The sequence below is a fragment of the Aminobacter ciceronei genome (assembly GCF_014138625.1).
Classification (GTDB): domain Bacteria; phylum Pseudomonadota; class Alphaproteobacteria; order Rhizobiales; family Rhizobiaceae; genus Aminobacter; species Aminobacter ciceronei.
Window position 1 is genome coordinate 106,070 of sequence record NZ_JACJHY010000016.1, and the last position, 23,429, is coordinate 129,498.

The 23,429-nt window shown below is 63.5% G+C and carries 22 protein-coding genes and 1 pseudogene; 22 read left to right on the top strand and 1 reads right to left on the bottom strand.

What is annotated here, in order from left to right:
* Window positions 1-248: 248 nt before the first annotated feature.
* From HNQ95_RS17285 to HNQ95_RS17385, 21 genes and pseudogenes are all read left to right on the top strand, one after another.
* The gene (locus tag HNQ95_RS17285) at window positions 249-1,463 is read left to right on the top strand and encodes an ROK family transcriptional regulator (protein WP_067967289.1); all 1,215 of its coding nucleotides are present in this window, start codon (window positions 249-251) and stop codon (window positions 1,461-1,463) included.
* Window positions 1,460-2,719 carry a M20 family metallopeptidase gene (locus HNQ95_RS17290; protein ID WP_067967291.1) on the top strand — a complete coding sequence of 420 codons (1,260 nt, stop codon included), beginning with the start codon at window positions 1,460-1,462 and terminating at the stop codon, window positions 2,717-2,719. Before HNQ95_RS17285 ends, HNQ95_RS17290 begins: the two co-directional genes overlap by 4 nt.
* Window positions 2,720-2,752: 33 nt before the next feature.
* Entirely contained in the window at window positions 2,753-3,808 is a 1,056-nt protein-coding gene (locus HNQ95_RS17295; protein WP_154384508.1) for a substrate-binding domain-containing protein, read from the top strand.
* A gap of 72 nt (window positions 3,809-3,880) precedes the next feature.
* A complete protein-coding gene (locus HNQ95_RS17300) occupies window positions 3,881-4,939 on the top strand; it encodes a substrate-binding domain-containing protein (RefSeq protein WP_154384450.1) in 1,059 nt (352 codons plus the stop codon).
* 37 nt (window positions 4,940-4,976) lie between these two features.
* Window positions 4,977-5,954, top strand: coding sequence for an ABC transporter permease (locus tag HNQ95_RS17305; protein WP_067967298.1), 978 nt, complete (start codon window positions 4,977-4,979; stop codon window positions 5,952-5,954).
* 10 nt (window positions 5,955-5,964) lie between these two features.
* A complete protein-coding gene (locus HNQ95_RS17310; RefSeq protein ID WP_067967301.1) occupies window positions 5,965-7,179 on the top strand; it encodes an alanine racemase in 1,215 nt (404 codons plus the stop codon).
* A complete protein-coding gene (locus tag HNQ95_RS17315) occupies window positions 7,176-7,934 on the top strand; it encodes an ATP-binding cassette domain-containing protein (protein WP_154384452.1) in 759 nt (252 codons plus the stop codon). Before HNQ95_RS17310 ends, HNQ95_RS17315 begins: the two co-directional genes overlap by 4 nt.
* Before the next feature lie 502 nt (window positions 7,935-8,436).
* Window positions 8,437-9,333 carry a LysR family transcriptional regulator gene (locus HNQ95_RS17320; protein ID WP_067968402.1) on the top strand — a complete coding sequence of 299 codons (897 nt, stop codon included), beginning with the start codon at window positions 8,437-8,439 and terminating at the stop codon, window positions 9,331-9,333.
* A gap of 105 nt (window positions 9,334-9,438) precedes the next feature.
* Window positions 9,439-10,242 (top strand): carbon-nitrogen hydrolase family protein, encoded by an 804-nt coding sequence (locus HNQ95_RS17325; protein WP_154384453.1) that lies wholly within the window; start codon window positions 9,439-9,441, stop codon window positions 10,240-10,242.
* 14 nt (window positions 10,243-10,256) lie between these two features.
* Window positions 10,257-10,919: an RraA family protein gene (locus HNQ95_RS17330; protein WP_067967307.1), complete on the top strand. Its 663-nt coding sequence runs from the start codon at window positions 10,257-10,259 to the stop codon at window positions 10,917-10,919.
* A 57-nt stretch (window positions 10,920-10,976) separates the two neighbouring features.
* Entirely contained in the window at window positions 10,977-12,032 is a 1,056-nt protein-coding gene (locus tag HNQ95_RS17335; protein ID WP_182574692.1) for an ABC transporter substrate-binding protein, read from the top strand.
* Window positions 12,033-12,052: 20 nt separating this feature from the next.
* Entirely contained in the window at window positions 12,053-13,138 is a 1,086-nt protein-coding gene (locus tag HNQ95_RS17340; RefSeq protein ID WP_210252505.1) for an ABC transporter ATP-binding protein, read from the top strand.
* Complete coding sequence (locus HNQ95_RS17345) at window positions 13,135-13,998, top strand: ABC transporter permease (RefSeq protein ID WP_154384454.1); 864 nt, start codon at window positions 13,135-13,137, stop codon at window positions 13,996-13,998. Before HNQ95_RS17340 ends, HNQ95_RS17345 begins: the two co-directional genes overlap by 4 nt.
* Window positions 13,999-14,008: 10 nt before the next feature.
* On the top strand, window positions 14,009-14,803 hold the full coding sequence (locus HNQ95_RS17350) for an ABC transporter permease (RefSeq protein WP_067967319.1): 795 nt from the start codon (window positions 14,009-14,011) through the stop codon (window positions 14,801-14,803).
* 40 nt (window positions 14,804-14,843) lie between these two features.
* A pseudogene (locus HNQ95_RS17355) lies at window positions 14,844-15,354 on the top strand (CbbBc protein); the annotation flags it as partial.
* The gene (locus HNQ95_RS17360) at window positions 15,351-15,608 is read left to right on the top strand and encodes a hypothetical protein (protein WP_154384455.1); all 258 of its coding nucleotides are present in this window, start codon (window positions 15,351-15,353) and stop codon (window positions 15,606-15,608) included. The pseudogene HNQ95_RS17355 and the gene HNQ95_RS17360, both read left to right, overlap by 4 nt.
* A 542-nt stretch (window positions 15,609-16,150) precedes the next feature.
* Window positions 16,151-17,677 (top strand): ABC transporter substrate-binding protein, encoded by a 1,527-nt coding sequence (locus HNQ95_RS17365; RefSeq protein WP_154384456.1) that lies wholly within the window; start codon window positions 16,151-16,153, stop codon window positions 17,675-17,677.
* A gap of 77 nt (window positions 17,678-17,754) precedes the next feature.
* Window positions 17,755-18,696 carry an ABC transporter permease gene (locus HNQ95_RS17370; RefSeq protein ID WP_182574690.1) on the top strand — a complete coding sequence of 314 codons (942 nt, stop codon included), beginning with the start codon at window positions 17,755-17,757 and terminating at the stop codon, window positions 18,694-18,696.
* Window positions 18,696-19,571, top strand: coding sequence for an ABC transporter permease (locus HNQ95_RS17375; RefSeq protein WP_067967330.1), 876 nt, complete (start codon window positions 18,696-18,698; stop codon window positions 19,569-19,571). Before HNQ95_RS17370 ends, HNQ95_RS17375 begins: the two co-directional genes overlap by 1 nt.
* 1 nt (window position 19,572) lies before the next feature.
* Entirely contained in the window at window positions 19,573-20,778 is a 1,206-nt protein-coding gene (locus HNQ95_RS17380) for an amidohydrolase/deacetylase family metallohydrolase (RefSeq protein WP_154384457.1), read from the top strand.
* 87 nt (window positions 20,779-20,865) lie between these two features.
* Window positions 20,866-21,303 carry a RidA family protein gene (locus tag HNQ95_RS17385; RefSeq protein WP_067968411.1) on the top strand — a complete coding sequence of 146 codons (438 nt, stop codon included), beginning with the start codon at window positions 20,866-20,868 and terminating at the stop codon, window positions 21,301-21,303.
* A 9-nt stretch (window positions 21,304-21,312) separates the two neighbouring features.
* On the opposite strand, the gene HNQ95_RS17390 is transcribed toward HNQ95_RS17385, so the two are convergent.
* On the bottom strand, window positions 21,313-22,131 hold the full coding sequence (locus HNQ95_RS17390; RefSeq protein WP_154384458.1) for an IclR family transcriptional regulator: 819 nt from the start codon (window positions 22,129-22,131) through the stop codon (window positions 21,313-21,315).
* A gap of 95 nt (window positions 22,132-22,226) precedes the next feature.
* Between HNQ95_RS17390 and HNQ95_RS17395 the strand changes: the two genes are divergently transcribed.
* A complete protein-coding gene (locus HNQ95_RS17395) occupies window positions 22,227-23,423 on the top strand; it encodes an aminotransferase class V-fold PLP-dependent enzyme (protein WP_182574688.1) in 1,197 nt (398 codons plus the stop codon).
* Window positions 23,424-23,429 lie beyond the last annotated feature (6 nt).

The following is a 23,429-nucleotide window of genomic DNA, read 5'->3' on the forward strand; positions in this document are numbered from 1 at the left end:
ATCGGACACTGAGATCGCCGATCTCGAACGCGACATCATCGCCCATCCTGAAGAGCCTATCGGGCCGGTCGTACTGGAAGACCCGTGTTGGCGGAGCTGCAGCCAGGTCGGTCTGCGCTCGCGCCACACTGCGGACTGGCGCCGAAGGAGGAGGCAAGCCTTCGCCTGGCGACACAGTTTGAAATCATCTTGACGAAGCAGGTATATTGATATTTAGTTCGGTGACAGAACGAACTAATAGAGCCGATATGACCGATGCACCTCGTATCTCCCGGCAATTCTCGCAGCGCTCCGTCATGGAAGCGATCGTTCAGGGTGGGCCGATTTCGCGCGCCTCCATCGCCAAGCTGACGGGGCTCTCGAAGCAAACGATATCCGAAATCGTCCGGGACCTGGAGGATGGCGGTTGGGTGCGCGAGACCGGGCGCACGAGTGGTCATGTCGGGCGTACGGCAGTTACCTATGAGCTGGTCGTCGATGCCGCTTTCATCGTCGCCGTCGACCTGGGTGGCACCAAGGTTCGTGTGGCGGTGACCGATCTTGCCGGACAGATCGTCATCGAAGATACAGCTCCGACTGATCTGCGCGGAGGCAGGCCGCTCGTCACGCAGATCGCCGGTATGGCGCTTTCGGCCGCTGAAGGGGCCAAGGTGGCGCGTGACAAACTGCGGCTTGCAGTCGTGGGCGTTCCCGGTGCGCCCGACAACCGCACCGGCCGGGTGCTGCTTGCGCCGAATATCCGCGATTTCGACACCATGGATGTGCTGGAGGCCTTCAGGCAAGCGCTTGGCTTCGACGTCGTTCTTGAAAACGACGTCAACCTCGCGGCACTCGGCGAAAGTTGGCAAGGCCAGGGGCAGGGTATCGACAATCTTGCCTATGTGGCGCTCGGCACGGGTATCGGCAGCGGGCTCATCCTTGGAGGCAATCTCGTGCGCGGCGCTGCCAACGCGGCCGGCGAAATGGGCTTCCTGCCGATTGGCGCCAATCCATTCGATCCGGAGTCGCTTCGGGTCGGTGCCTATGAACGCGCGGTCGCCACGCACGGTATCATCGAGCGCTACGAAACTACCACCGGCGAGAACATAAGCGTTCCCGTCATATTTGAACGCGCCGCAGCCGGAGACGCAGCGGCCGTTGCCGCCATCGACGAAACATCGCGCCAGGTCGCCTGCGGCATTGCCGCTATCTGCGCCATCGCCAACCCGCAACTCGTGATCCTCGGCGGCTCCATCGGCCTTCGACCAGAAATCCTGGAGCGCGCACGCCATTTCCTGCCGCAGTGCTTTCCCTACCCGGTCGACGTCGTCTCCGGCGAACTTGGGGCGCGGGCGGCACTTGTCGGCGCGACGGCGGTTGGCCTCAGCCAGCTGCACAACACGCTCTTCGGCGTCGCAACGCCGAATGCCGGCCTTTCCCTTCCGCCTACCGGCGCGGAATCCTCCCAGGAGGCCGCAGAATGACGGTAGAAAGCGACCTTTTCGGCCGTCTTCGCGCGGCACTCGATGGCGATGCAGCCATCGACCTGTTCCGCGGTGCGATCCATCGCGACAGCATCACCGGCAACGAGGCCAATGTCGTCGCCTATCTTGCCGACGCGATGCGCAAGCTCGGCCTCTCCGACGTGACGACGGCAGACTTCCTGCCCGGGCGGCCGAATGTCTGGGGCGAGCGCAAAGGCGCCGGCGGCGGCAAACGCCTGCTCTTCATCGGCCATACCGACGTCGTCCATGTCGATGGCTGGCGCGAAAACTGGGCCGGTACCGAGCGTGAGGATCCCTTTGGCGCGGCCATCGTCGACGGCGCGATCTGGGGCCGTGGGGCAGGCGACCTCAAGGCCGGCATCACTTCGTCGCTTGCTGCCATGGCGCTTCTCGATGCGGCAGGGATCCAGCTTGCCGGTGACGTTTCTTTCGCCTTTGTCGGCGACGAGGAGAGCGGCCAGCCGGGCACCGGCGTCTCGGCCGGCATCAAGGACTACGTGGCACGCATGGAGGCCGGCGAGGTCGAGCGGCCTGATTTCGTCATCTATGTCGAGCCGACGCAGCTTGCCGTTTACCCGGCGCAGATCGGCTTCTTCATCACCGACATTACCATCACTGGGCGCTCGGCCTATTTCGGTGTGCCGGAACTCGGCAAGGATGCGCTGCGCGCCAGCCACGCGGCGATGAGCGCACTGTGGAAACACTCCGAGGTAATTTCCGCTCGCGCCGAGCACGCGCTTGTCGGCCGTTCCTTCCTGCTGATCACCGGGCTCAGCGGTGGCGGTTACATCGCCGTCCCGGAAAAATGCGAATTGTCGCTGATCCGCAAGCTTCTGCCGGGCGAGTCGCTCGACCAGGCAGCCGCAGAGATCGAAGCCGCCGTGCGTGGCGCCATCGACGACCCGGATATCGCGGTGGACTTTTCCTACCCTGCCGGCCGAGACCATGCACTCGGCGGTACGGCAGCCGAGATTGATGCGGGCTCCCCTGAGGTCGCGATGCTGTCGCAGGCGATCGGTAGCGCGCTGTCCGGGCGCGGCACCATTCAAGGGGCGCCGTTCTGGTCGGAATCGCCCTTCTTCGTGAACCGGCTCGGTATCCCCGCGGTCTATTGCGCGCCCGGCGATATCCGGAATTGCCACACCTACAACGAACACGTCGAGATCGAAGAATTTCTCGCGGGCGTCATCGGCTTTGCGGCCTTCATGGCGCGTTTTTGCGGAACAGTTGACTGAACCATCCGAACCAAAGGGAGTGAGACCATGCAGATGACAAAATGGCTGACCGGAGCCTTGACCGCCGGTCTTATCATGAGCGCCGGAACTGCCATTGCCCAGACCGTCGGCCCGGCCGGTGAGGCAGCAACGCCGAGTTCCGAAGTCACGCTCAGTGACGCTGACATCGCGGCGCTGAAGGACAAGGGCTACAAGGCAGCACTGCTCTGGCACACCTCGTCCGACTTCACCAATGCGGTCGGCCAGGGCGCGACCGATGAGTTCAAGCGCGCCGGCATCGACATTGCCGTGACGACGGATGCCCAGTTCGACGCCGCGCGCCAGCGCAGCGACATCGAGACAGCACTTGCCGCCAAGCCGAACGTCATCCTGGCATTGCCGCTCGATCCGGTGACGTCGGCCGAAGCGTTCCGCCAGGCCGTCGCCGACGGCGCCAAGCTGGTGTTCCTGTCGAATGTGCCAAAGGACTACAAGCACGGTACGGACTACGCCGCGATCGTTACCGACGACCTCTACCAGATGGGCAAGCAGGCGGCCGATGCGTTGGCCAAGTCCATCGGCGGCAAGGGTACGGTCGGCTACATCTTCCACGACGCCACCTACTACGTCACCAACCAGCGTGACCAGGCATTCAAGTCGACCATCGAGAAGGACTATCCTGACATCAAGATCGTCGCGGACCAGGGCATTTCCGATCCGGCGCGCGCCGAGGAGCTGGCCAATGCGATGCTGCTGAAAAATCCGGATCTCGACGGTATTTACGTCACCTGGGCCGAGCCGGCGGACGGCGTGTTGGCGGCGCTGCGCGGCGCGGGTAACACCAAGACGAAGATCGTCACGCTCGATCTCGCCGAGCCGGTCGCCCTCGACATGGTCAAGGGCGGCAATGTGACGGCGCTGGTCGCCGACAAGGCCTATGAACTCGGCCGCGCCATGGCGGCTGCCGGCATGAAGTCGCTGCTCGGTCAGGAGACGCCGGCCTTCGTCGTTGCCCCGGCGCTGACGGTCACCAAGGACAATGTGTCCCAAGGCTGGAAAGACTCGCTGAACCGCGACGCGCCGCAATCGGTGCTCGACGCAGCGAAGTGACCGCCTGACTGCGGCGGCGCCAGGCCGCCGCAGTCCCGTAACCCGAGTATCGCAGTTTCACGGGAGGAAACCATGCGCATTGCAACGACACTGGCCTTGATGACCGGCCTTCTTGGCGCTCACGCCTACGCGGCAGACGGCGCGACGACAGGACCGCATGGCGAAGGGCCGACGGCCGCAAGCACCGTCACACTGACAGCCGAGGAAGAACAGAACATCAAGGATGGCAGGTTTACCGCTGCCCTCGTCTGGCACGAGATGAGCGAATACACCAATGCGGTGAATGCCGGTGCCCAGGACGAATTCAAGCGCCTCGGCATCGAGGTCGTTGCGCAGACCGATGCCGGCTTTGACGGCGCGCGCCAGAAGGCCGATGTCGAGACGGTGCTGGCCAAGAAGCCATCGATCATCGTGTCGCTTCCGGTCGATCCGGCCAGCGCCGCCGCCGTCTACGATCCAGCCCGCGCCGCCGGGGTTAAGCTCGCCTTCGTCGACAATTCGCCGGCCGGCTACGAACATGGCAAGGACTATGTGACGATCGTTTCCGACGACCTGTTCCAGATGGGCAGCAAGGCCGCCATCGCGATGGCCGACGCCTTGGGCAAGAAGGGCAAGGTCGGCTACATCTTCCATGACGCCGATTTCTACGTGACCAACCAGCGCGACCAGGCCTTCAAGAAGACCATCGAGCAGGACTATCCTGACATGAAGATCGTCGCCGAGCAGGGCATGGCCGATCCCGCCCGCAGCGAGGAGATCGCCCAGGCGATGGTGACGCAGCACCCCGACCTCGACGGCATCTACGTTACCTGGGCTGAGCCGGCCCTGAGCGTACTGTCCGCGCTGCGCTCGGCGGGCAACAGCCACACCAGGATCGTCACCCTCGACCTCAATGAGCCGGCGGCGCTCGACATGGTCAAGGGCGGCAGCGTCGCGGCGCTGATCGCCGACGAGGCCTACAATATCGGCGTAACCGCAGCCCGCTCGGCGGCCGGCGCGATGCTCGGCAAGGAGGCTGCGCCCTTTCTCGTCGTCGATTCCCTAGCCGTCACCAAGGCCACGGTGAAGGAGGGCTGGAAGACGTCGCTGAACAAGGACGTCCCGCAATCCATTGCCGATGCCCTGAAATAAGCCACGTCCGGTCGGCTCTCATTCACGGAGATAAATCATGTCCAGTACCAATCAGGGTGCCGCGGTCCGCGCGGCGGGGCTGGCCGGCCGCGTCAACCTGCAGCAATATGTCGTCTACGTCGGCTTCCTGGCGATCTTCCTGTTCTTCGCCATCGTGCTGAAGGACAGCGGGTTCCTGACCGTCCGCAACCTCTCGAACATCGTGCTGCAGACCGCGCCGGTGACGATCATGGCCATCGGCCTCGTCTTCGTCATGTCGGCGGGAGAGATCGACCTCTCCATCGGCTCGACGGTTGCCGTGGCAGCGCTTGCTGCCGCGGTCACCATGCAGGGTTACGGCCTCGTCCCCGGCGTCTTGGCGGGGCTCGGATGCGGCCTGTTGATCGGCCTCGTCAATGGTGTGCTCGTCGCCTATGTCAGGCTGCCGTCCTTCCTTGTCACGCTTGCGACGCTGGGACTGTTTGCCGGTGTGTCGCGATCGATGACAGACCTGCGCAGCATTCCCGTCACTAATGAGGCCTTCACCGGCTTCTTCGGTTCCGGATCGCTGCTCGGCATTCCGTCGCTCATCTGGTGGACGGCGATTGCGGTCGCCTTCGGTCATATCCTGTATCGTGAAACCCGTTTCGGCGCGCATGTCCTGGCGATCGGCGACAATGCCCGGGCGGCCAGTGTTTCCGGCATTTCGGTGCCGAAGATGCGGCTTGCCGTACTGATGATCTCAGGTGCGCTCGCCGGCCTTGCCGGCCTGCTCTATGCCGGTCGCCTGCAAGCCGCGAAATACACGCTCGGCGAGACCGACCTGATGACGGTCATCGCTGCCGTCATCGTTGGTGGCACGCTGCTCAATGGCGGCAAGGGCTCGATCATCGGCGCGCTCGTCGGCTCGCTGATGATGGGCATGCTCAACAATGGTCTCATCCTGATGGGCCTTTCCGTTTCCGACCAGATGATCGTTCGCGGTCTCATCATTCTTGCCGCAGTCGCCGTGTCGCTGCGCGAAAAGTCCCGCTGAGGAGGATCGAATGTTTCTCGACGTCTTGCGCCGGCGCAATCCAGGCTTCGTCGAAGCAGCGCAAAAACTTCACCGCGAGGGCAAGATCCCGGCCAATGCCTATGTGATCGACCTCGATACGATCGAGCGTAACGCCGGTGTCCTCAAGGACGAGGCGACGCGGCTCGGCCTGAAGATCTTTGCCATGACCAAGCAGTTCGGCCGCTCGAGCTCGGCCTGCCAGGCGATCCTGCGCGGCGGCATCGAGCGTTCCGTGGCCGTCGATATGGCCTGTGCCAAGGCGACCCACAGGGCCGGCCTCAAGCTTGGCCATCTCGGCCATCTCCAGCAGGTCGCCCGCCACGAGGCCAATGGGGCTGCAAGGGTGCTTCAGCCGGATTACTGGACCGTGTTCAATGAGACAAAGGCGCGCGAGGCCGCAGCCGGCGCCAAGGCTGCCGGGCGCGTACAGAACCTGCTCGCCCGCATCCATGCCGAAGGCGATACGTTCTACCGCGGTCACGAAGGCGGGTTCGAGGCGGCCGACGTCGTTGAGGTCGCCGGCATGTTCGACAGCCTCGATGGCGGCCGTTTCGCCGGCATCACCACCTTCCCGGCGCTGCTCTTCGATCACCAGGCCCGCAAGGTCCTGCCGACGCCCAATCTCGCAACGCTGACGAAAACCGCTGAGGCGCTGGCGAGGGTTGGGCGCCGGAATATCGAGGTCAACGCTCCCGGCACGACCTCAAGCGTGCTGCTTGCCGCACTGGCAGAAGCCGGCGCCACGCAATGCGAGCCTGGCAATGGCCTGCATGGCACCACGGCCCTTCATGTCGTGGATGACCTGCCGGAGTTGCCCGCCATGCTCTATCTCACCGAAGTCTCCCACCTCTCGGGCGGCAAGGCCTATTGTTTCGGTGGTGGCTTCTACATCGACCCGATTTTCCCGGACTACGACGTCAAGGCCATCGTCTCCGACGAGCCGACGGTCGCGGCAGGCGCCTTGCGCAGCGTCGAAATCCCGCCGCCCTCGGCCATCGACTACTACGCGATGATCGACGCGACCGGCCCTGGCGCGCCAAAGCCCGGCGACACGGCCGTCTTCGGATTCCGCGGACAAGCGTTTGTCACCCGGGCCTATGTCGTCGGTGTGTCCGGCATTTCGTCAGGCGTGCCGAAGGTGGAGAGCATCGAGAATTCATTCGGCGAAACCACCGCCTGGCCGATCGAAGAGGGCAGAGCATGAAGACGAACGCTGCCGTCAGCGGCCGCCCCGTTCTTGGGCTCAATGATATCCGCAAGACGTTTGGCGGCATCGTCGCCATCGAGAACTTTTCGCTGGAGGTCTATCCAGGCGAAATCGTCGCCCTGGTCGGCGACAACGGCGCCGGCAAGTCGACGCTGATCAAGATCATCTCGGGCGTGTACCTGCCGACTTCCGGGTCGATCGCCATCGAGGGCGAAACCGTCGCCATGTCCAATGCGACGATGGCGCGTGCGCATGGCATCGAGGTCGTCTACCAGGACCTCGCGCTCGCCGACCAGCAGACGGTCTATATGAACATGTTCCTTGGCCGCGAGCCGACGAATGCCTTAGGCCTTCTCGACCGGCGCCGGATGATCGCCGAGACGGAAAAGCTGGTGACGGAACTCGATGTCCGCATCCCCTCCGCGCATTCAACGATCCGCGACCTTTCAGGCGGCCAGCGTCAGGGTGTCGCCATCGCCCGCGCGACGCATTGGGCCAGCAAGCTGATCCTGCTCGACGAACCCACCGCCGCGCTTGGCGTCGCGGAAACCGCCAAGGTGGAAGAGATCGTCGCCTCGCTGAAGACCCGCAACATCGGCGTCCTGATCATCAGCCACAGCCTCGATCAGGTCTTCAAGCTCTCCGACCGCATCTGCGTGCTTCGCCGCGGCAAGCAGATCGGCGTGCGCGAGACCAAGAAGACCGACAAGAACGAGATCATCGCAATGATCACCGGTCTGCAGCAGAGCTGACTGCGCGCCCGGGTTTTGGAGCCGGCAAAGCGAATGACTGAAACTCAAATGTCGCGCCAGATCTGAAATACTCGAGAGCTTGTCGAGCAGCAGGGGAATCTCGCCTGGGCTCCCGCCGGCGACGATCGGTTCTTCCAGAACGCCCCGTCCACGATGCGCCGCTGCGGCTAGAACAAGCTGCCTTGCTGACAGTGTCCCCTCCGGCGGCCGTCCGGATTTGGTAAGGGGCTCCCAGTGTACTCGGATATGCCAAAACTATGGACCCGCGGTGTTGCCGTGGGTCTTTTTTGTGAGCGGTTTTGGCCGCTTGGCGCTGGAACGCACGTTGATGCAGGGCATTGTCGAAATGCTATGCTGAAAGTCCTTGACCAGTTGGGTGCCGACCTGCGGCGACAGCGGATTGTGATCGCCACTTCTCGTATGTCGAGCAGCTACAGGCGCGATGGTGACGAAGTGCCGACTTTGATTTGTCTTGGCCGATTGGCTGGACTATGGATCGGCGATGAACCTGCGCTTCGTCGAAACCTTCGTCTGGGTCGCCCGGCTGGGGAGCTTTCGCGCCGCGGCTGATCGGCTGAACGCGACGCAAGCGGCCGTTTCCAATCGCATCGCCAGCCTGGAAGCGGAGATGGGCTGCGAGCTGTTCGAGCGCTTGCCCGGCGGCGTGCGGCTGTCGACGATCGGGCAGCGGGCGTTGCAGCCGGCCGAGGAACTGCTCAAGGCGGCGACAAGTTTCAAGGTGGCGATCGGCAGCCCGCAGCAGCTGAGGGCAACGGTGACGATCGGCACCATCGATTCGATCGTGCATGCCTGGCTGCCCAACTTCATCGAACGCGTGAAGGAGCGTTTTCCCTCGCTCGGGCTCGATCTCAATGTCGACACGTCGCTGGCGATCGGGCGCGAGGTGAGCGAGCGGCGGTTGGACCTCGCGCTGCTGATGGGCCCGGTGCTGAGCCCGGGCCTCAAGAACATCGACCTCGGCAGCATGGAATGTGTCTGGGTCGCCGCGCCCTCCTTCGGTCTTGGCGACAGCAGGCTCAATCTGGAAGACCTTCGCGCCTATCCAGTGCTGACCTTCTCGCGCAACAGCGTGCCGCATATCTGGCTGCTCCGGCAGTTCGAGGAACTGGGTGTGTCGCCCCCCGTGATCTCCAATTCGAACTCGCTTTCGGCGATGTCGCGGCTCGCCTGCGATGGTGTCGGCGTCGCGTTGTTGCCGCTGCCGCTCGTGGCGCCGATGATCGCGTCGGGCGTGCTGCAGCTGCTCTCGATCACGCCGCAGTTCCCGGCGCTCAAGCTCCATGCCGTCTATGCCGATGATCCTGAAAATCTAATTCCATCAATGCTTTCGGTGATCGCGCGAGAGGCGTCGCTGCACACGATGGGCGTTTCGGCGTAGCCTTGGGTGCACAAGTTTTTTCTATCGGGGACGACAATTCTTTATCGTTTGTCATCACCTCGCCGAGGCCTGACGATACCTCCAGATGAGACTTGGAGGACTTCGATGAAGATCAGTATGGTGCAAATGAATTCCGGTTCCGACAAGGCGCGGAACCTCGACGATGCCGAGCGTTTGGTTCGCGAGGTGGTCGCCGCGGAGAAACCGGAGCTGGTGGTGCTGCCCGAATATTTCGCCTTCCTCGGCGAGGGTCGCGACGCGGTCCATGGCAGCGGCGAATATTTCCCCGACGGGGCTTCCTACAAGCGCATGGCGTCGTTGGCGCGGGAACTCGGCGTCACCCTGCATTGCGGCTCCATGGTCGAGAAGGCCGGCAACAACCACTACAATGCGACGGTCGTGTTCGGGCCGAAGGGCGAGGAGATCGCCAAATATCGCAAGATGCACCTGTTCGACATCGACACGCCCGGCGGCGTCTCCTACCGCGAGTCCGATACGATCAGCCGCGGCGAAGACGTGGTGACCTACAAGGTCGGCGACACGACCGTCGGCTGCGCCATTTGCTACGACATCCGCTTCCCCGAGCTGTTCCGTGCCCTGCGCGACAAGGGTGCCGACGTCATCGTCCTGCCGGCCGCCTTCACGCTGATGACGGGCAAGGATCACTGGGAGCTTTTGGCCCGGGCCCGTGCCGTCGAAACCCAGACCTATTTTGTCGCCGTCGGCCAGACCGGCGCCCATGCCGAAGGTAAGAAATGGTGCTGGGGCCATTCGATGGTCATCGACCCCTGGGGCCTGATGGTCGCCCAGTGCTCCGACGGCGTTGGTTCGGCCACCGCCACGGTCGACCTGAACCGCGTCGCCAATGTTCGCCGCGACGTGCCAGTCGCCCAGCACCACGTCCTCTAAGGAGCTGCCCCCCAATGTTCGTCGTCAATGCCATGCCGCAGCAGATCGCGCCTGACCTCATCAAGAAGATGGAGCAGGTCGAGACAGCTACCGTCGGCCACTTCCTGCATTCGGGCTTCATGGATCGCGAGCTGCGCGCCGTGCTGCCGGAGAAGCGCATCGCCGGCACTGCCGTGACCGTGCGCCTTCCTCATGCGGACTCGACCATCCTGCACTATCTCACCAAGCTGGTCCGTCCGGGCGATTTCGTCGTCGTCGACCGTTGCGGCGACAACAAGCACGCCTGCTGGGGCGGCGTGGTGACTCATTCGATGAAGCTCGGCGGCATCGTCGGCGCCGTCATCGACGGCCCGGCGACGGACTTCTCGGAGATCCGTCGGGTCGATCTGCCGATGTGGTGCCGCGGCCCGTCGCCGATCACCACAAAGATCCTCGGCCTCGAGGGCGCGATCAACGTGCCGGTGTCGGTCGGCGGCCAGACGGTCAACCCGGGCGATGCCATCATCGCCGACGAGAGCGGCGTCCTTGTGCTCGATCCTGCGAAGGCCGAATGGGCGGCCGACAAGGCCATCGGCATGCAGCAGAACGAGCTCGTCCTGCTCGAGCGGCTGCGCAACGGCGAGAAGCTGCCGGACATCTCAGGCGCCACCAGGATTGTGGACGCCTCGGCCGCCTGACGCGGCCCAATATCGACAAACGGGAACAATTTCGGTTCAGGAACGGAGGAATATCTGATGACTGCATTCAAACGCGCCGCCGGCGTGAGCATGACAGCGCTTGCCATGTCCATCGCGGCATCGGCGGCGATGGCCGACACGGTGGTACTCACCGCCTATTCGGGCATCTTCCAGGAAAACTACGTGAAGGCCGTCGTCGAGCCCTTCATGAAGGCCAACCCCGACGTCAAGGTCGAGTTCTACGGCATGCCGAACTCGGCCCAGATGCTCGGCACGCTCCGCGCCCAGGTCAGCGCGCCGCAGATCGACATCGCCATCATGGACGTCTCGGTGGCCAAGGCTGCCACCGATGAGGGCATCTTCGCCCCGATGGACGAGACCGTCACCAAGCACCTCGCCGACCTCTACCCGCAGGCCAGGGCCGACGGCGTCAACGCCGTCGGCGTGACCTTCGACAACCTTGTCCTGCTCTACAACACCGACAAGGTGAAAGAAGCACCGACCTCCTGGAATGCGCTGTGGGACGCACAATACGCCAAGCAGGTCTCCATCCCAGCCGTGCCTGACATCCAGGGCACGACGCTGACCATCATTACCGACAAGATGGCCGGCGGCACCGACTACATCCAGAGCGTCGACGCCGGCATCAAGCGGCTCGAGGAACTGGCGCCCAATGTCCAGACCTGGGAACCGCGCCCCGACGTCTACCAGCCCATCTCCAGCGGCACGGCTGCCATCGGCATCGGCTGGAACGCACGTGCCCAGGTCTATTCCGACCTGTCGGCCGGCAAGCTCGGCGTCGTGCTGCCCCAGGAAGGCAGCGGCTTCCAGATCAACGTCATCGGCCTGGTCAAGGGCGGGCCAGCGAGCGAAAGCGCCAAGAAGTTCGTCGACTATGCGCTGAGCCCGGAGGCCCAGGCGGCGTTCACCGAACAGATGTTCTATGCGCCGACCAACGCGAAGGCCGCCGCACTGATCTCGGAAAAGGCGCTCGAACGCACGGCGGCCGGCGTGATGGACAAGATGATCGCCATCAACTGGCTCGAGGTCGCCAAGATCCGCGAGGCCATCACCGAGCAGTGGCGCCGCCGCGTCATCCCGCTCAGCCGCTGATGTTGGTCCGGGAGTCGCACATGCCCGTCTCTTCCGCCCCCGAAGAGCATCTCAGGCTGCAAAACATTGGCGTCAGCTTCGGCAACGTCAATGTCATCCCGTCGCTCGATCTTTCGGTCCGCAAAGGTGAAATGGTTGCGTTCCTCGGCCCGTCCGGCTGCGGCAAGACCACGACGCTCAGGATCATCGCCGGGCTCAACACGCCCTCCCGTGGCCACATCGTGGTGGGAGGGCGCGACATCACGCGCCTTCCCATCCATGACCGCGACATTGGCATGGTGTTCCAGAGCTACGCCCTGTTCCCGCACATGAACGTCTCGCGCAACGTCCAGTTCGGTCTGCAGATGCGCAATGTCTCGGGACGCGAGGCGGAGGAGCGGGCAGGCCGGGCGCTCGAAATGGTGCAACTCAGCCATCTCGCCCACCGCAAGCCCAAGGAACTTTCGGGCGGCCAGCAGCAGCGCGTAGCACTTGCCCGTGCGCTGGTGATCCAGCCGTCGATCCTTCTGCTTGACGAGCCGTTGTCCAATCTCGACGCCAAGCTGCGAGACGAGATGCGCGTCCAGATCCGCGCCCTGCAGCAGGAGAGCGGCATCACCGCGGTGTTCGTCACCCATGACCAGGTTGAGGCGCTGTCGATGTGCGACCGCGTCGTTGTCATGCGAAACGGTCATGTCGAGCAGTTCGGCACGCCGACCGAGGTCTATGAGCGGCCGGCAACGGCCTTCGTCGCCAACTTCGTCGGCCGCACCAACAAGCTCAAGGGCAAGATCGGGTCGGATGGCGTCCTCTCGGCTGCCGGACAACAGCTCCACTCCGCCACCACGGTCGCCCCCGGGGCTGTCGAGGTCCTCGTGCGGCCGCACCGGATCCATCTCCAGGGTCAGGCGGGCGACACCAGGGAAGCCGACAACAAGGTCAAGGGCACAGTGTCGGGCCTCACCTTCGTCGGCGACCTCGTCCAATACGGGGTTCGTGTCGGCGACGACGAGATCGTGGTCGAAGAGGCGACGCGGCGCGAGCGCAGGCCGGTCGGCGTCGGCGACAGTGTGGTGCTCGGCTGGTCGGCCGAGGACACGCTGGTCTATCCGGGCGGCGGCCAATGAGCGCGGCAGCCACCCTCCCGCGCCAATGGCGCAACGGCGAACTGGCCGTCATGCTGCTCCTGCCGATCGCGCTGATCAATGCGATCGGTTTCATCCTGCCGGTGCTCAACCTCGCCCGCTATTCGTTCAACAAGTCGCGCATCGGCGGCGGCATCGAGAACGTCTTCACCTGGGACAACTGGGCCGGGCTGCTGAGCGATCCGTTCTATCTCGAACTGGTCTTCAACTCGGTCTGGATCAGCCTCGCCATCACGCTGACGACGCTGGTCGTCTCCTATCCGATCGCGCTTTACCTGCATCGGTCGACCGGCTCGTGGCGGACTTTCCTCACCGTGCTCGTCATCTCGCCGCTGCTTACCTCGGCGGTTGTGCGTACCTATGGCTGGATTGCCATTCTTGTCGACGACGGCCCGGTGGTCAGCGCCATCAAGGCCGTCGGACTGCCGGCGCCAAGCCTGATGTTCAACATCAAGGGTGTCTTCATCGGCCTGACCGAGATCCTGATGCCTTACATGATCCTGGCGCTGATGGCCGGTTTCGGGCGGCTCGACCCCCGCGTTGAGGAGGCCGCGCGGACGCTTGGCGCCACTCCGTCGCGGACCTTCCTGAAGGTGATCCTGCCGCTGACATTGCCCGGCATCGCCCTCGGTTGCCTCTTGTGCTTCGTGCTCGCAGTGTCGTCCTTCATCACGCCCAAGCTGATGGGCGGCGGCCGCGTCTTCCTGCTCGCCACCGAGATCTACGACCAGGCCATCGTGACGCTCAACTGGCCGTTGGCCTCGACGCTGTCGATCCTGGTGCTCATCGTCTTCGGGGCGGCACTCTGGGCATATTCCGCCGTGCTGCGGCGTCTGGACTGAGGAGGGCATCATGGAAATCCACAAGACAACCTGGCCGATGCGCATCCTCGTCTTCGTGCTGTTTGCCTATCTGCTTGCGCCCGTCCTGCTCGTCTTCCCGCTGTCTTTTTCGGGTGACCAGGTGCTGCGCTTCCCGCCGACCTTCTGGTCGACGCGCTGGTACGAGGCGCTGTTTGCCAACAGCCAGATGCTGAAGGCGTTCTGGACGAGCCTGTCGCTGGCGGCGATCGTCACGGCGCTGTCGATCGTGATTGCCGTGCCGGCGGCTTATGTGATGACGCGGCTGAAGTTTCTTGGGCGGGATCTTCTGTTCAACCTGTTCACCGCGCCGCTGCTTCTGCCCACCATCGTGCTCGGCCTCGCCATCCTGATCGTCTTTGCCTCCTTCGGATTGCTGGCGACGATGCAGGGACTGGTGTTCGCCCATCTGGTGGTGACACTGCCCTATGCGCTGCGCGTGCTGGCGGTGTCGCTCAGCACCCAGGACAGGGCCTGCGAGGAGGCGGCACGCACGCTCGGCGCCAAGCCGCTGACAGTGTTCTTCCGCGTCACGGTGCCGATGCTCACTCCCGGCATCGTCGCGGCTGCAGCGCTCTGCTTTCTCGTCTCCTTCGACGAGGTGGTGATCACGCTGTTCCTGACCGGCCCGCGCATCAGCACGCTCCCGGTCGAACTCTACAACTATGTCTACAACCAGGCCGACCCGCTGGTGGCCGCAGCCTCGGCGCTGCTGATCCTGCTGACGCTTGGCGTCATCATGGTCGTCGAACGGGCCATGGGACTGGGCAAGGCCTTCGTGAAATAGGTGTCCGGCGGCCGCGACCGCCGGGTTCAACCGGATCAGCTACAACAGGCGGCTGCGCAAGCCGCGCGGCTTCCATCTGCGCAATGCCGCGGCGCATCGGGAATGGAACACGCAGGCCGGCAAGGCGACCTTCGCCGCCGGGCCGCTGCCGGAGGAGACGGTGCATCAGCGCGCCCGCAAGAGCGGTGGACGCTTCGCGCTGCAGGCCTTCCGTTCGCAATACAACACCACCGTCTACGGCCTCGACGACCGCTACCGCGGCGTCTATGGCGAGCGGGAGGTGATCTTCATCCATCCGGACGACCTTGAGGCGATCGGTGCCCGGGCAGGGGACCGCGTCGATGTCGTCGGTGCGCATGATGACGGTATCGAGCGCGTCGCCCGCAATTTCCGCTTCGTGCCCTACGATGTCCCGCGCGGTAGCCTTGCCGGCTATTATTCCCGAGCTCAACGTGCTCGTGCCGCTCTCCAGCGCCGGCATCGAAAGCGCCACGCCGACATCCAAGTCGATCATGGTGTCGTTCCGGCTCCGCGAGGCCCAGGTGTCGTGAGTGATGGCGCCTTCATGGCGGCAGTGGAGCAGGTCCTGCAGGTATATCCCGATCTTAGCAAACTCCAGGCTGCCGTTATCGCGGCAGACGAGATGGACATCGCCCATGACGGCCGCATCTTCGCCCGCATCTTTGGCGTCGCGCACGCGCTGGTGTTGCGCCAGGTAAATGCGTTGGACGAGGCCGGGGCCTTGCTGAGGATCACCAAGCGCGAGCCAAGGACAATGCGCACGCATTATGTCGTGAGCTTGTGACGGAGACCAAACGCAGCATTCCAATCGCGCGGTGGGGGTGACCACTCAGGATGTCTGCGCCTGGCGCCGGGGAGGCGAGCATTCCGCGATCCTCGCGAAGCGATGCCGGCTTCGACGGGGGCGGGCTAGGTCGCCTATGCCTGGTTCGGCTACCGGTTCCATGCCCGTCATGCCAGCACAAACAGCCGCCCTTCACGCGGGCTGGAGACAAGAGTGGATCCATGTCTGTGTGCTGGAAAGCCCCAGTCGGTATCGATGTTGGAAGGCCTGATGGCTTCAAGATGAACGGGCGTTGGACGACAATTCGTAAAGTGTGTCGTCGACCTTGTAGTAGCCCAGAAAATTCAAGGTTTCCTTCATCGAGGCATTTCTTTCAAAGAAACTGGATGGATGGATGGGTTGTGAAAAATGCCAGAGATACTTGGCATTGTACCCAGATTCCCAGCTTCTTCGTCACGGGCATTGACAGCGGAAATCGCTCATGTACTCTCTAATAACAGCTTATATTCCATAAAAATGGAATACGTTAGGGAGGACGTTCAATGAAGCTGAAACTTGCATCCTTGGCTGCAGCACTTTTGTTCGCCTCGCCGGGTTATCTCTCGGCGCAGGAAAAGGGAGGGGTGATCAACGTCGCCACCATTGGCGAGCCGCCGACGCTCGATCCGATGACGTCGACTGCCGACCTGGTCGGCATCGTCACGCAGCATATGTTCGAGACGCTCTATACTTTCGACAAGAAATGGACCGTGACCCCGCTTCTCGCCGAGGCGCTGCCGGAGATCGGCGCCGACGGCAAGACCATGACCATCAAGCTGCGCCAGGGCATCAAGTTCCACGACGGCACCGACATGGATTCGGCCGACGTCGTCGCCTCGCTGAACCGCTGGGTCAAGCTCGCCTCGCGTGGCAAGCAGGCCGGCAACTTCATTGCCTCGATCACTGCGACCGATCCGTCGACCGTCACCATCGCGCTCAAGCATCCCTATGCGCCGCTGGCCTCGCTGCTCGCCTTCAACAACTCGGCCGCGATCATCATTCCGTCCGAGAAGCAGGCCGACACGATGGCCGAGTTTGTCGGCACCGGCCCCTACATGCTGAAGGAGCGCAAGGCCGACCAGTACATCCAGCTCGTGCGCTACGACGGCTACACGGCGCGATCGGAAGCGAGCGACGGTTATGGCGGCGCTCGCCATGCCTATCTCGACGAAATCCGCTTCGTGCCGGTGCCCGACGCCAACACCCGCGTTGAGTCCGCCGTCTCGGGCCAGTACGACTATGTCGACGCTTTGCCGGTGGAATCCTTCGACAAGCTGAAGGGTGCTGCCGCGACGCAGCCGATCGTGCTGAAGCCGTTCGGTTATCCGGTGTTCGTCTTCAACACGGCCGAGGGATCGGCGAAGAACGTCGAAGTCCGCAAGGCGATCCGCCAAGCGCTCAGTATGGAAGACATGCTGGCTGCGGCTTTCGGCAGCACCGATTTCTACGGGCTCGAAGGCAACATCTATCCGGCGAGTTTCTCCTGGAGCACCGATGCCGGCGTTGAAGGCAACTACAACGTCGCCAATCCGGAAGGCGCCAAAGCTGCTGCGGCGGCTGCCGGCTACAAGGGCGAGCCTGTCCGTATCCTGACCAGTCGCCAGTACGAGTTCCACTACAAGATGGCGCAGGTCGCCGCCGAGTATCTCAAGCTCGCCGGCTTCAATGTCGATCTGCAGGTGGTGGATTGGGCGACGCTGACCCAGCGCCGCGCCGAGAAGGGCCTTTGGGACATCTACATCACCCACAGCCCGTTCCTGCCGGAGCCGGCACTGATCGGTTCGCTGTCGACGACGGCGCCCGGCTGGTGGGACACGCCGGAACGCAAGGCAGCGGTCGATGCCTTCACCGCCGAAGTCGACCCGGCCAAGCGTGTGGCCCTCTGGGCCGACGTGCAGAAGGTCATCTACGGCGACGTGCCCTTCATCAAGATCGGCAACTTCAACGCCGTGGGCTCGATTTCCAACAAGCTCCAGGGCGTGGATCCCGCTCCGTGGCCTTATTTCTGGAACGCTTCGATCAAGAAGTAAGACGCTGACAACAGCGGGCGGCGATCAGACCGGCGCCCGCCCATTGCCGCGAAGCCAACGCGGATACGGGACCTGCCATGATACGCTATATCCTTCAGCGCATCGCCGGAATGATCGTCGTGATGTTCATCGTCGTGACGATCGTTTTCGTGATCGTGCGCGTCACACCAGGCGATCCGGCCGCCGTCATGCTGGGGCCCGATGCCACGCCCCAGGACATAGCGGAGCTCAGGACGCGCCTTGGCCTCGATAAGTCGATTTTCGTCCAGTATTTTCTCTATGTCGCCCAACTGTTGAAGGGCGATCTCGGCAACTCGATTTTCCTCAATATGCCAGTGTCTGCAGCCTTGATGGAACGCGCTGAGCCAACCTTCTTCCTCACCGTCTTTTCGCTGTCCATCGCCTGCGTCATCGCTCTGCCCATCGGTATCTATGCCGCCTACCGGCGCGGGTCCTTCATCGACCAGGCCTCGACGCTGCTTGCCATGCTGGCTGCCAGCATCCCGAGCTTCTGGCTGGGCCTGATCCTGATGCAGGTGTTCGCGGTTCGGCAGCAATGGTTTCCGGTGTCCGGTTACGGCGGGCCGGATGCGGCGTTTCTCGACAGGATGTACCATCTCACCTTGCCCGCCGTGGCACTCGGCCTGGTGTCGTCGGCGCTGATCCTGCGCTTTACCCGCGCCTCGATGCTGGACGTTCTGGGCGACGATTACATCCGCACGGCGCGTGCCAAGGGCGTCGTCGAGCGGCGCGTTGTGCTGAAACACGCACTCAAGAACGCCTTGATCCCGATCCTGACGGTGGTCGGGTTGACCGCCGCCGTGCTGATCTCAGGTGCTGTCGTCACCGAAACGGTCTTCGGCCTACCTGGTGTCGGCAACCTTGTGGTCTCGGCGGTGCTGAGGCGCGACTATCCCGTCATCCAGGGTGCACTGCTGGTCATTGCCGGCCTCTATGTCCTCATCAACTTCGCCATCGACATGCTCTATCTGCTGGTCGATCCAAGGGTGCGTTACTGATGACCGATCTCGCTTCCGCATCCTTGCCGGCCCCGGAGCCGAAGTTCCTGTTCCTGCGCCGACTGTTGAAGCGCAAGACCGTCGCCTTTGGCGTCATCGTGCTGGCGGTCTTTGTCCTGCTTGCCCTGCTTGCGCCTTGGATCGCGCCTTACTCGCCGTCCAAGCTTTCCATCGTCAACCGACTGAAGCCGCCGAGCGAGATGTTCTGGTTCGGAACAGACGAATTCGGCCGCGATATCTTCTCGCGCACCATCTATGCGGGACGGCTGTCGCTTTTGGTCGGTGCTGCGGTGGTCACGCTGTCAGCGCTCATCGGCGTGACGCTTGGCTTGCTTGCCGGCTTCTTCCGTTCGCTCGACACGCCGATCGCGCGGCTCATCGACGCCATGATGGCATTCCCCGACATCCTGCTGGCGATTGCTCTTGTTGCAGCACTCGGCCCGTCGCTGGTCACGGTGATCGTGGCGCTGTCGATCGTCTATGCGCCACGGCTGGCGCGCATCGTTCGCGCCTCGACGCTCGTCATTCGCGAGCTGCCTTATGTCGAGGCGGCGAAGTCGATGGGCATCTCGACCTTCCACATCATGACACGGCACGTGCTGCGCAACCTGGTGTCGCCGATCCTGGTGCAGGGCACCTTCCTGTTCGCCAGCGCCATGCTTGCCGAGGCTGGCTTGTCGTTCCTGGGGCTGGGCGTCAGCCCGGAAATCCCGACCTGGGGAACCATGATCGCCGGTGGACGCCAGTACATCGGCCAAGCCGACTGGATGACCTACTTTCCCGGCTTCGCCATCATTCTCTCGGTGCTGTCGCTGCAGCTGGTTGGCGACGGCCTGAGGGACATGCTCGACCCGAGACTGCGAAAGGACATGTAAGATGGCAGCCACAGCAACGGCCAAGCCCCTTCTCATTTCCAATGTCAGGCCTGTCGCCCTTGGCGACAGCACGTCGCTGCCAACCGACATACTGGTGGGGGCGGATGGCATGATCGCAGCCGTCGGACCGTCGCTTCAGGCGCCAGAAGGCGCGGAACGCATAGACGCCAGGGGAGCCTGGATTTCGCCCGGCTGGGTCGATCTGCACGTCCATGTCTGGTACGGCGGCACCGACATCTCGATCCGGCCGTCCGAATGCGGGGTCGAACGCGGCGTGACGACGCTGGTCGATGCCGGTTCAGCGGGTGAGTCCAATTTTCACGGCTTTCGCGAATATATCATCGAACCCGCGCGCGAACGCATCAAGGCATTCCTCAATCTCGGGTCCATCGGCCTCGTCGCCTGCAATCGTGTTCCGGAGCTGCGCGACATCAAGGACATCGATCTCGACCGCATCCTGCAGTGCCATGCCGACAACAGTGAGCACATCGTCGGCATCAAGGTGCGTGCAAGCCACGTCATCACGGGGTCATGGGGCGTGACCCCGGTCAAGCTCGGCAAGAAGATCGCCAAGATCCTGAAGATTCCGATGATGGTCCATGTCGGTGAGCCGCCGGCCCTTTATGACGAGGTACTGGAGATTCTTGGGCCCGGCGACATCGTCACCCATTGCTTCAACGGCAAGGCCGGGTCGAGCATCATGGAAGACGAGGACCTGTTCACGCTCGCCGAGCGTTGCGCTGCCGAAGGCGTGCGGCTCGACATCGGCCATGGTGGCGCGTCGTTCTCGTTCAAGGTCGCCGAGGCCGCGATCCAGCGCGGATTGATGCCGTTCTCGATCTCGACCGACCTGCACGGCCACTCGATGAATTTCCCGGTCTGGGATCTCGCGACGACGATGTCCAAGCTGCTGTCGGTCGGCATGCCGTTCGGCAGGGTCGTCGAAGCCGTCACCCATGCGCCGGCCTCGGCGATCAAGGTGGAAATGCCGAAATCGATCACTGTTGGTGCGCGTGCGGATTTCACCATCTTCGATCTCGTCGACGGCGACCTCGAAGCCACCGATTCGAACGGCGACACCTCACGGCTCAAGCGCCTGTTCGAACCGCGTTACGCAATCATCGGATCGGAGGCCGTTGCCGCCAGCCGATACGTGCCACGCGCCCGCAAGCTCGTGCGTCACAGCCATGGCCTGTCGTGGCGCTGAAACATGATCCCAGAGACTGGACCTGAATTGACCGCCTCCCAAGCCATCGCCGCCTCCGCAACCGCAAGTCCTGCCGACCGCCTGATCATGCTGGGTGTCCAGCTTCCGCCGGCACCGCCGCCGGTCGCCAACTTCGTCACCCATGTGCGCGAGGGTGACATGCTCTATCTCTCGGGGCAGGGGCCTCGCGAGGCGGATGGCAGGTTGTGGACGGGCAAGGTCGGCGAAGGTGTCAGCGTCAGCCAGGCCTATCAGCACGCCCGCCTTGTCGGGATCAACCTGCTGGCGGTGATGCAGGAAGCGCTCGGCGATCTCTCGAGGGTCAAGCGCGTCGTCAAGCTGCTCGGCATGGTCAATGCGTCGCCTGATTTTGAAGACCACCCACAGGTCATCAACGGATGTTCTGATCTCTTCATCGATGTGTTCGGAGAGGCCGGTCACCACGCGCGCTCGGCCGTCGGCTTCGGTTCTCTCCCCGGCAACATCACGGTGGAGATCGAAGCGATCGTGGCACTTCGGAGCTGAGCGATGACGCTAGCGGTTGCGCCAACCCATCGAGGTCTCGATCCGCTCGGCGGAGGCGCGCACGCGGTCTGTGTAGTGGCTCTCGTCGGACAGGACCTTCTGCTCCGGCAGCACGATGGAGATCGTCGCGACGCATTTCCCGTCGCGGTCGCAGACCGGCGAAGCAATGCAGGCCACCGCGTAGTCGGATTCCGCGATCTGCATCGAAAGCCGCTGCTGGAACGCCTTGCCCGCGGCGGCCGAAAGGGCGGTCGCATCCACTTCTGCACGACCGGTCGGCGACATGCGGGCGCAACGCTTGAAAAGGTCGATGCGCTCGGCTTCGGGCAGATGGCCGACGAGCAGCCGGCCGGATGCTGTCCAGTTCAGCGGCACCCGCGTGCCGACACGGGAGGCGACCTGGAACGGGCTCGGGCCGTCGGCCATGGCGAGCACCAGCATGTGGTCGCCTTCACGGCCGCACAGCTGGACCGTTTCGCCGACGTCGCGGCAGAGATCGTGCATCTCGCGGTTGGCGACGCCCATGAAGTCGAGCGAGCGCGCATAGGCGAGGCCATAGTGGTAGAGCCGCGCGCCAAGCCAGATGGAACCATCGGGGCTGCGGGCCAGCATGTTCTTCTCGACGAGATCGTCGATGATGACGTAGACGGTCGACAGCGGCGCCTTGATCGCCTTGGCGATGGCATAGGCGCCCGCTGGCTCGCCGGTTTCGTAGAGATAGTCGATCACCTGCAGGGCGCGGTCGATGCCCGAAACCCGAGAACGCCTGGCGCCGTTTGCCGACGTCGGTTCGTCAGTCGCATCAGTGGATTGAGTTATCGCGTCCAAGGGCGTGCTCCTGATAGTCTGGGTAATCTATTACATTATTATGGCATATCTTGTCGAGCCGAAAGCCGACGCTTGCCGATGCACGGGAGAGGAAAATGACCGAAGACGTCCGCCGCAAGCTCGGCCTGCGACCGGTGATCAATGTGTCGGGAACGATGACGAGCCTCGGCGCCTCGATCGTCGTGCCGGAAGCGATCGCCGCGATGGCCGAGATCCTGCCGCAGTTTGTCGAGATCAACGATCTCCAACGCAAGGCAAGTGCGGTGATCGCCCGTCTCACGGGCGCCGAAGCCGGCCACATAACCGCGTCGTGCTCGGCCGGGATCTCGCTCGCCGTCGCCGGCGCCATGACCGGTGACAACCTGCTGGCGATCGAACGTTTGCCGGATCAGACGCCTGCCAGGAATGAAGTAATCATCCAGATGGGGCACATCGTCAGCTATGGCGCGCCTGTCGATCAGGCCGTCCGCCTTGCCGGGGCGAAGCCGGTCATCATCGGACAGGCGACATCCACCCACCGTTTCCACATGGAGAATGCGATCACCGACAAGACGGCGGCGGCTGTCTATGTCGTATCGCACCATGTCGTCGACTACGGCCTGCTCAACCTGCTCGAATTCGTCGAGATCGCACATGCCAGGGGCGTGCCTGTCATCGTCGACGCGGCGTCCGAGTATGATTTGCGCATCTTCCTCGCCCAGGGCGCCGATATGGTTCTCTACTCCGGTCACAAGTTCCTGGGAGGGCCGACGTCCGGCATCGTCGCCGGCAAGAAGGAATTGGTCCGACACGCCTACCTGCAGAACCTCGGCATCGGCCGCGGCATGAAGGTCGGCAAGGAAAGCGTCTATGGCGCCATGGCCGCATTGGAAGCCTGGGAGAAGCGCGACCACGCCGGCATCCGTGAACGCGAGACCGGCTATCTCAGGCTGTGGAAGGAGACGCTCGACGGCCGCCCCGGCGTCAACGCCGTGATCGAGCCGGACCCGACGAAGAACCCGCTCGACCGGCTGCGCGTCAACATCAGCGCGCAGGAGGCGCATATCACGGCCTGGGATTTGGCATCTGCGCTGGCGGGCGGCGACCAGCCCATCATCGTGCGTGACCACGAGGTCGAGCATGATTACTTCTACCTCGACCCCTGCAACCTGCATCCGGGCCAGGAGACGATCGTCGCCCGGCGCCTGGCCGAGGAACTCGACAGGGCACGCGCCTCCAACGAGATCATCGCCACGCCGTTCGAGAACCGCAGCCGTCACTGCTTCGACGGCCTGCTGCGCTGGCCCGATTGAGCGCGC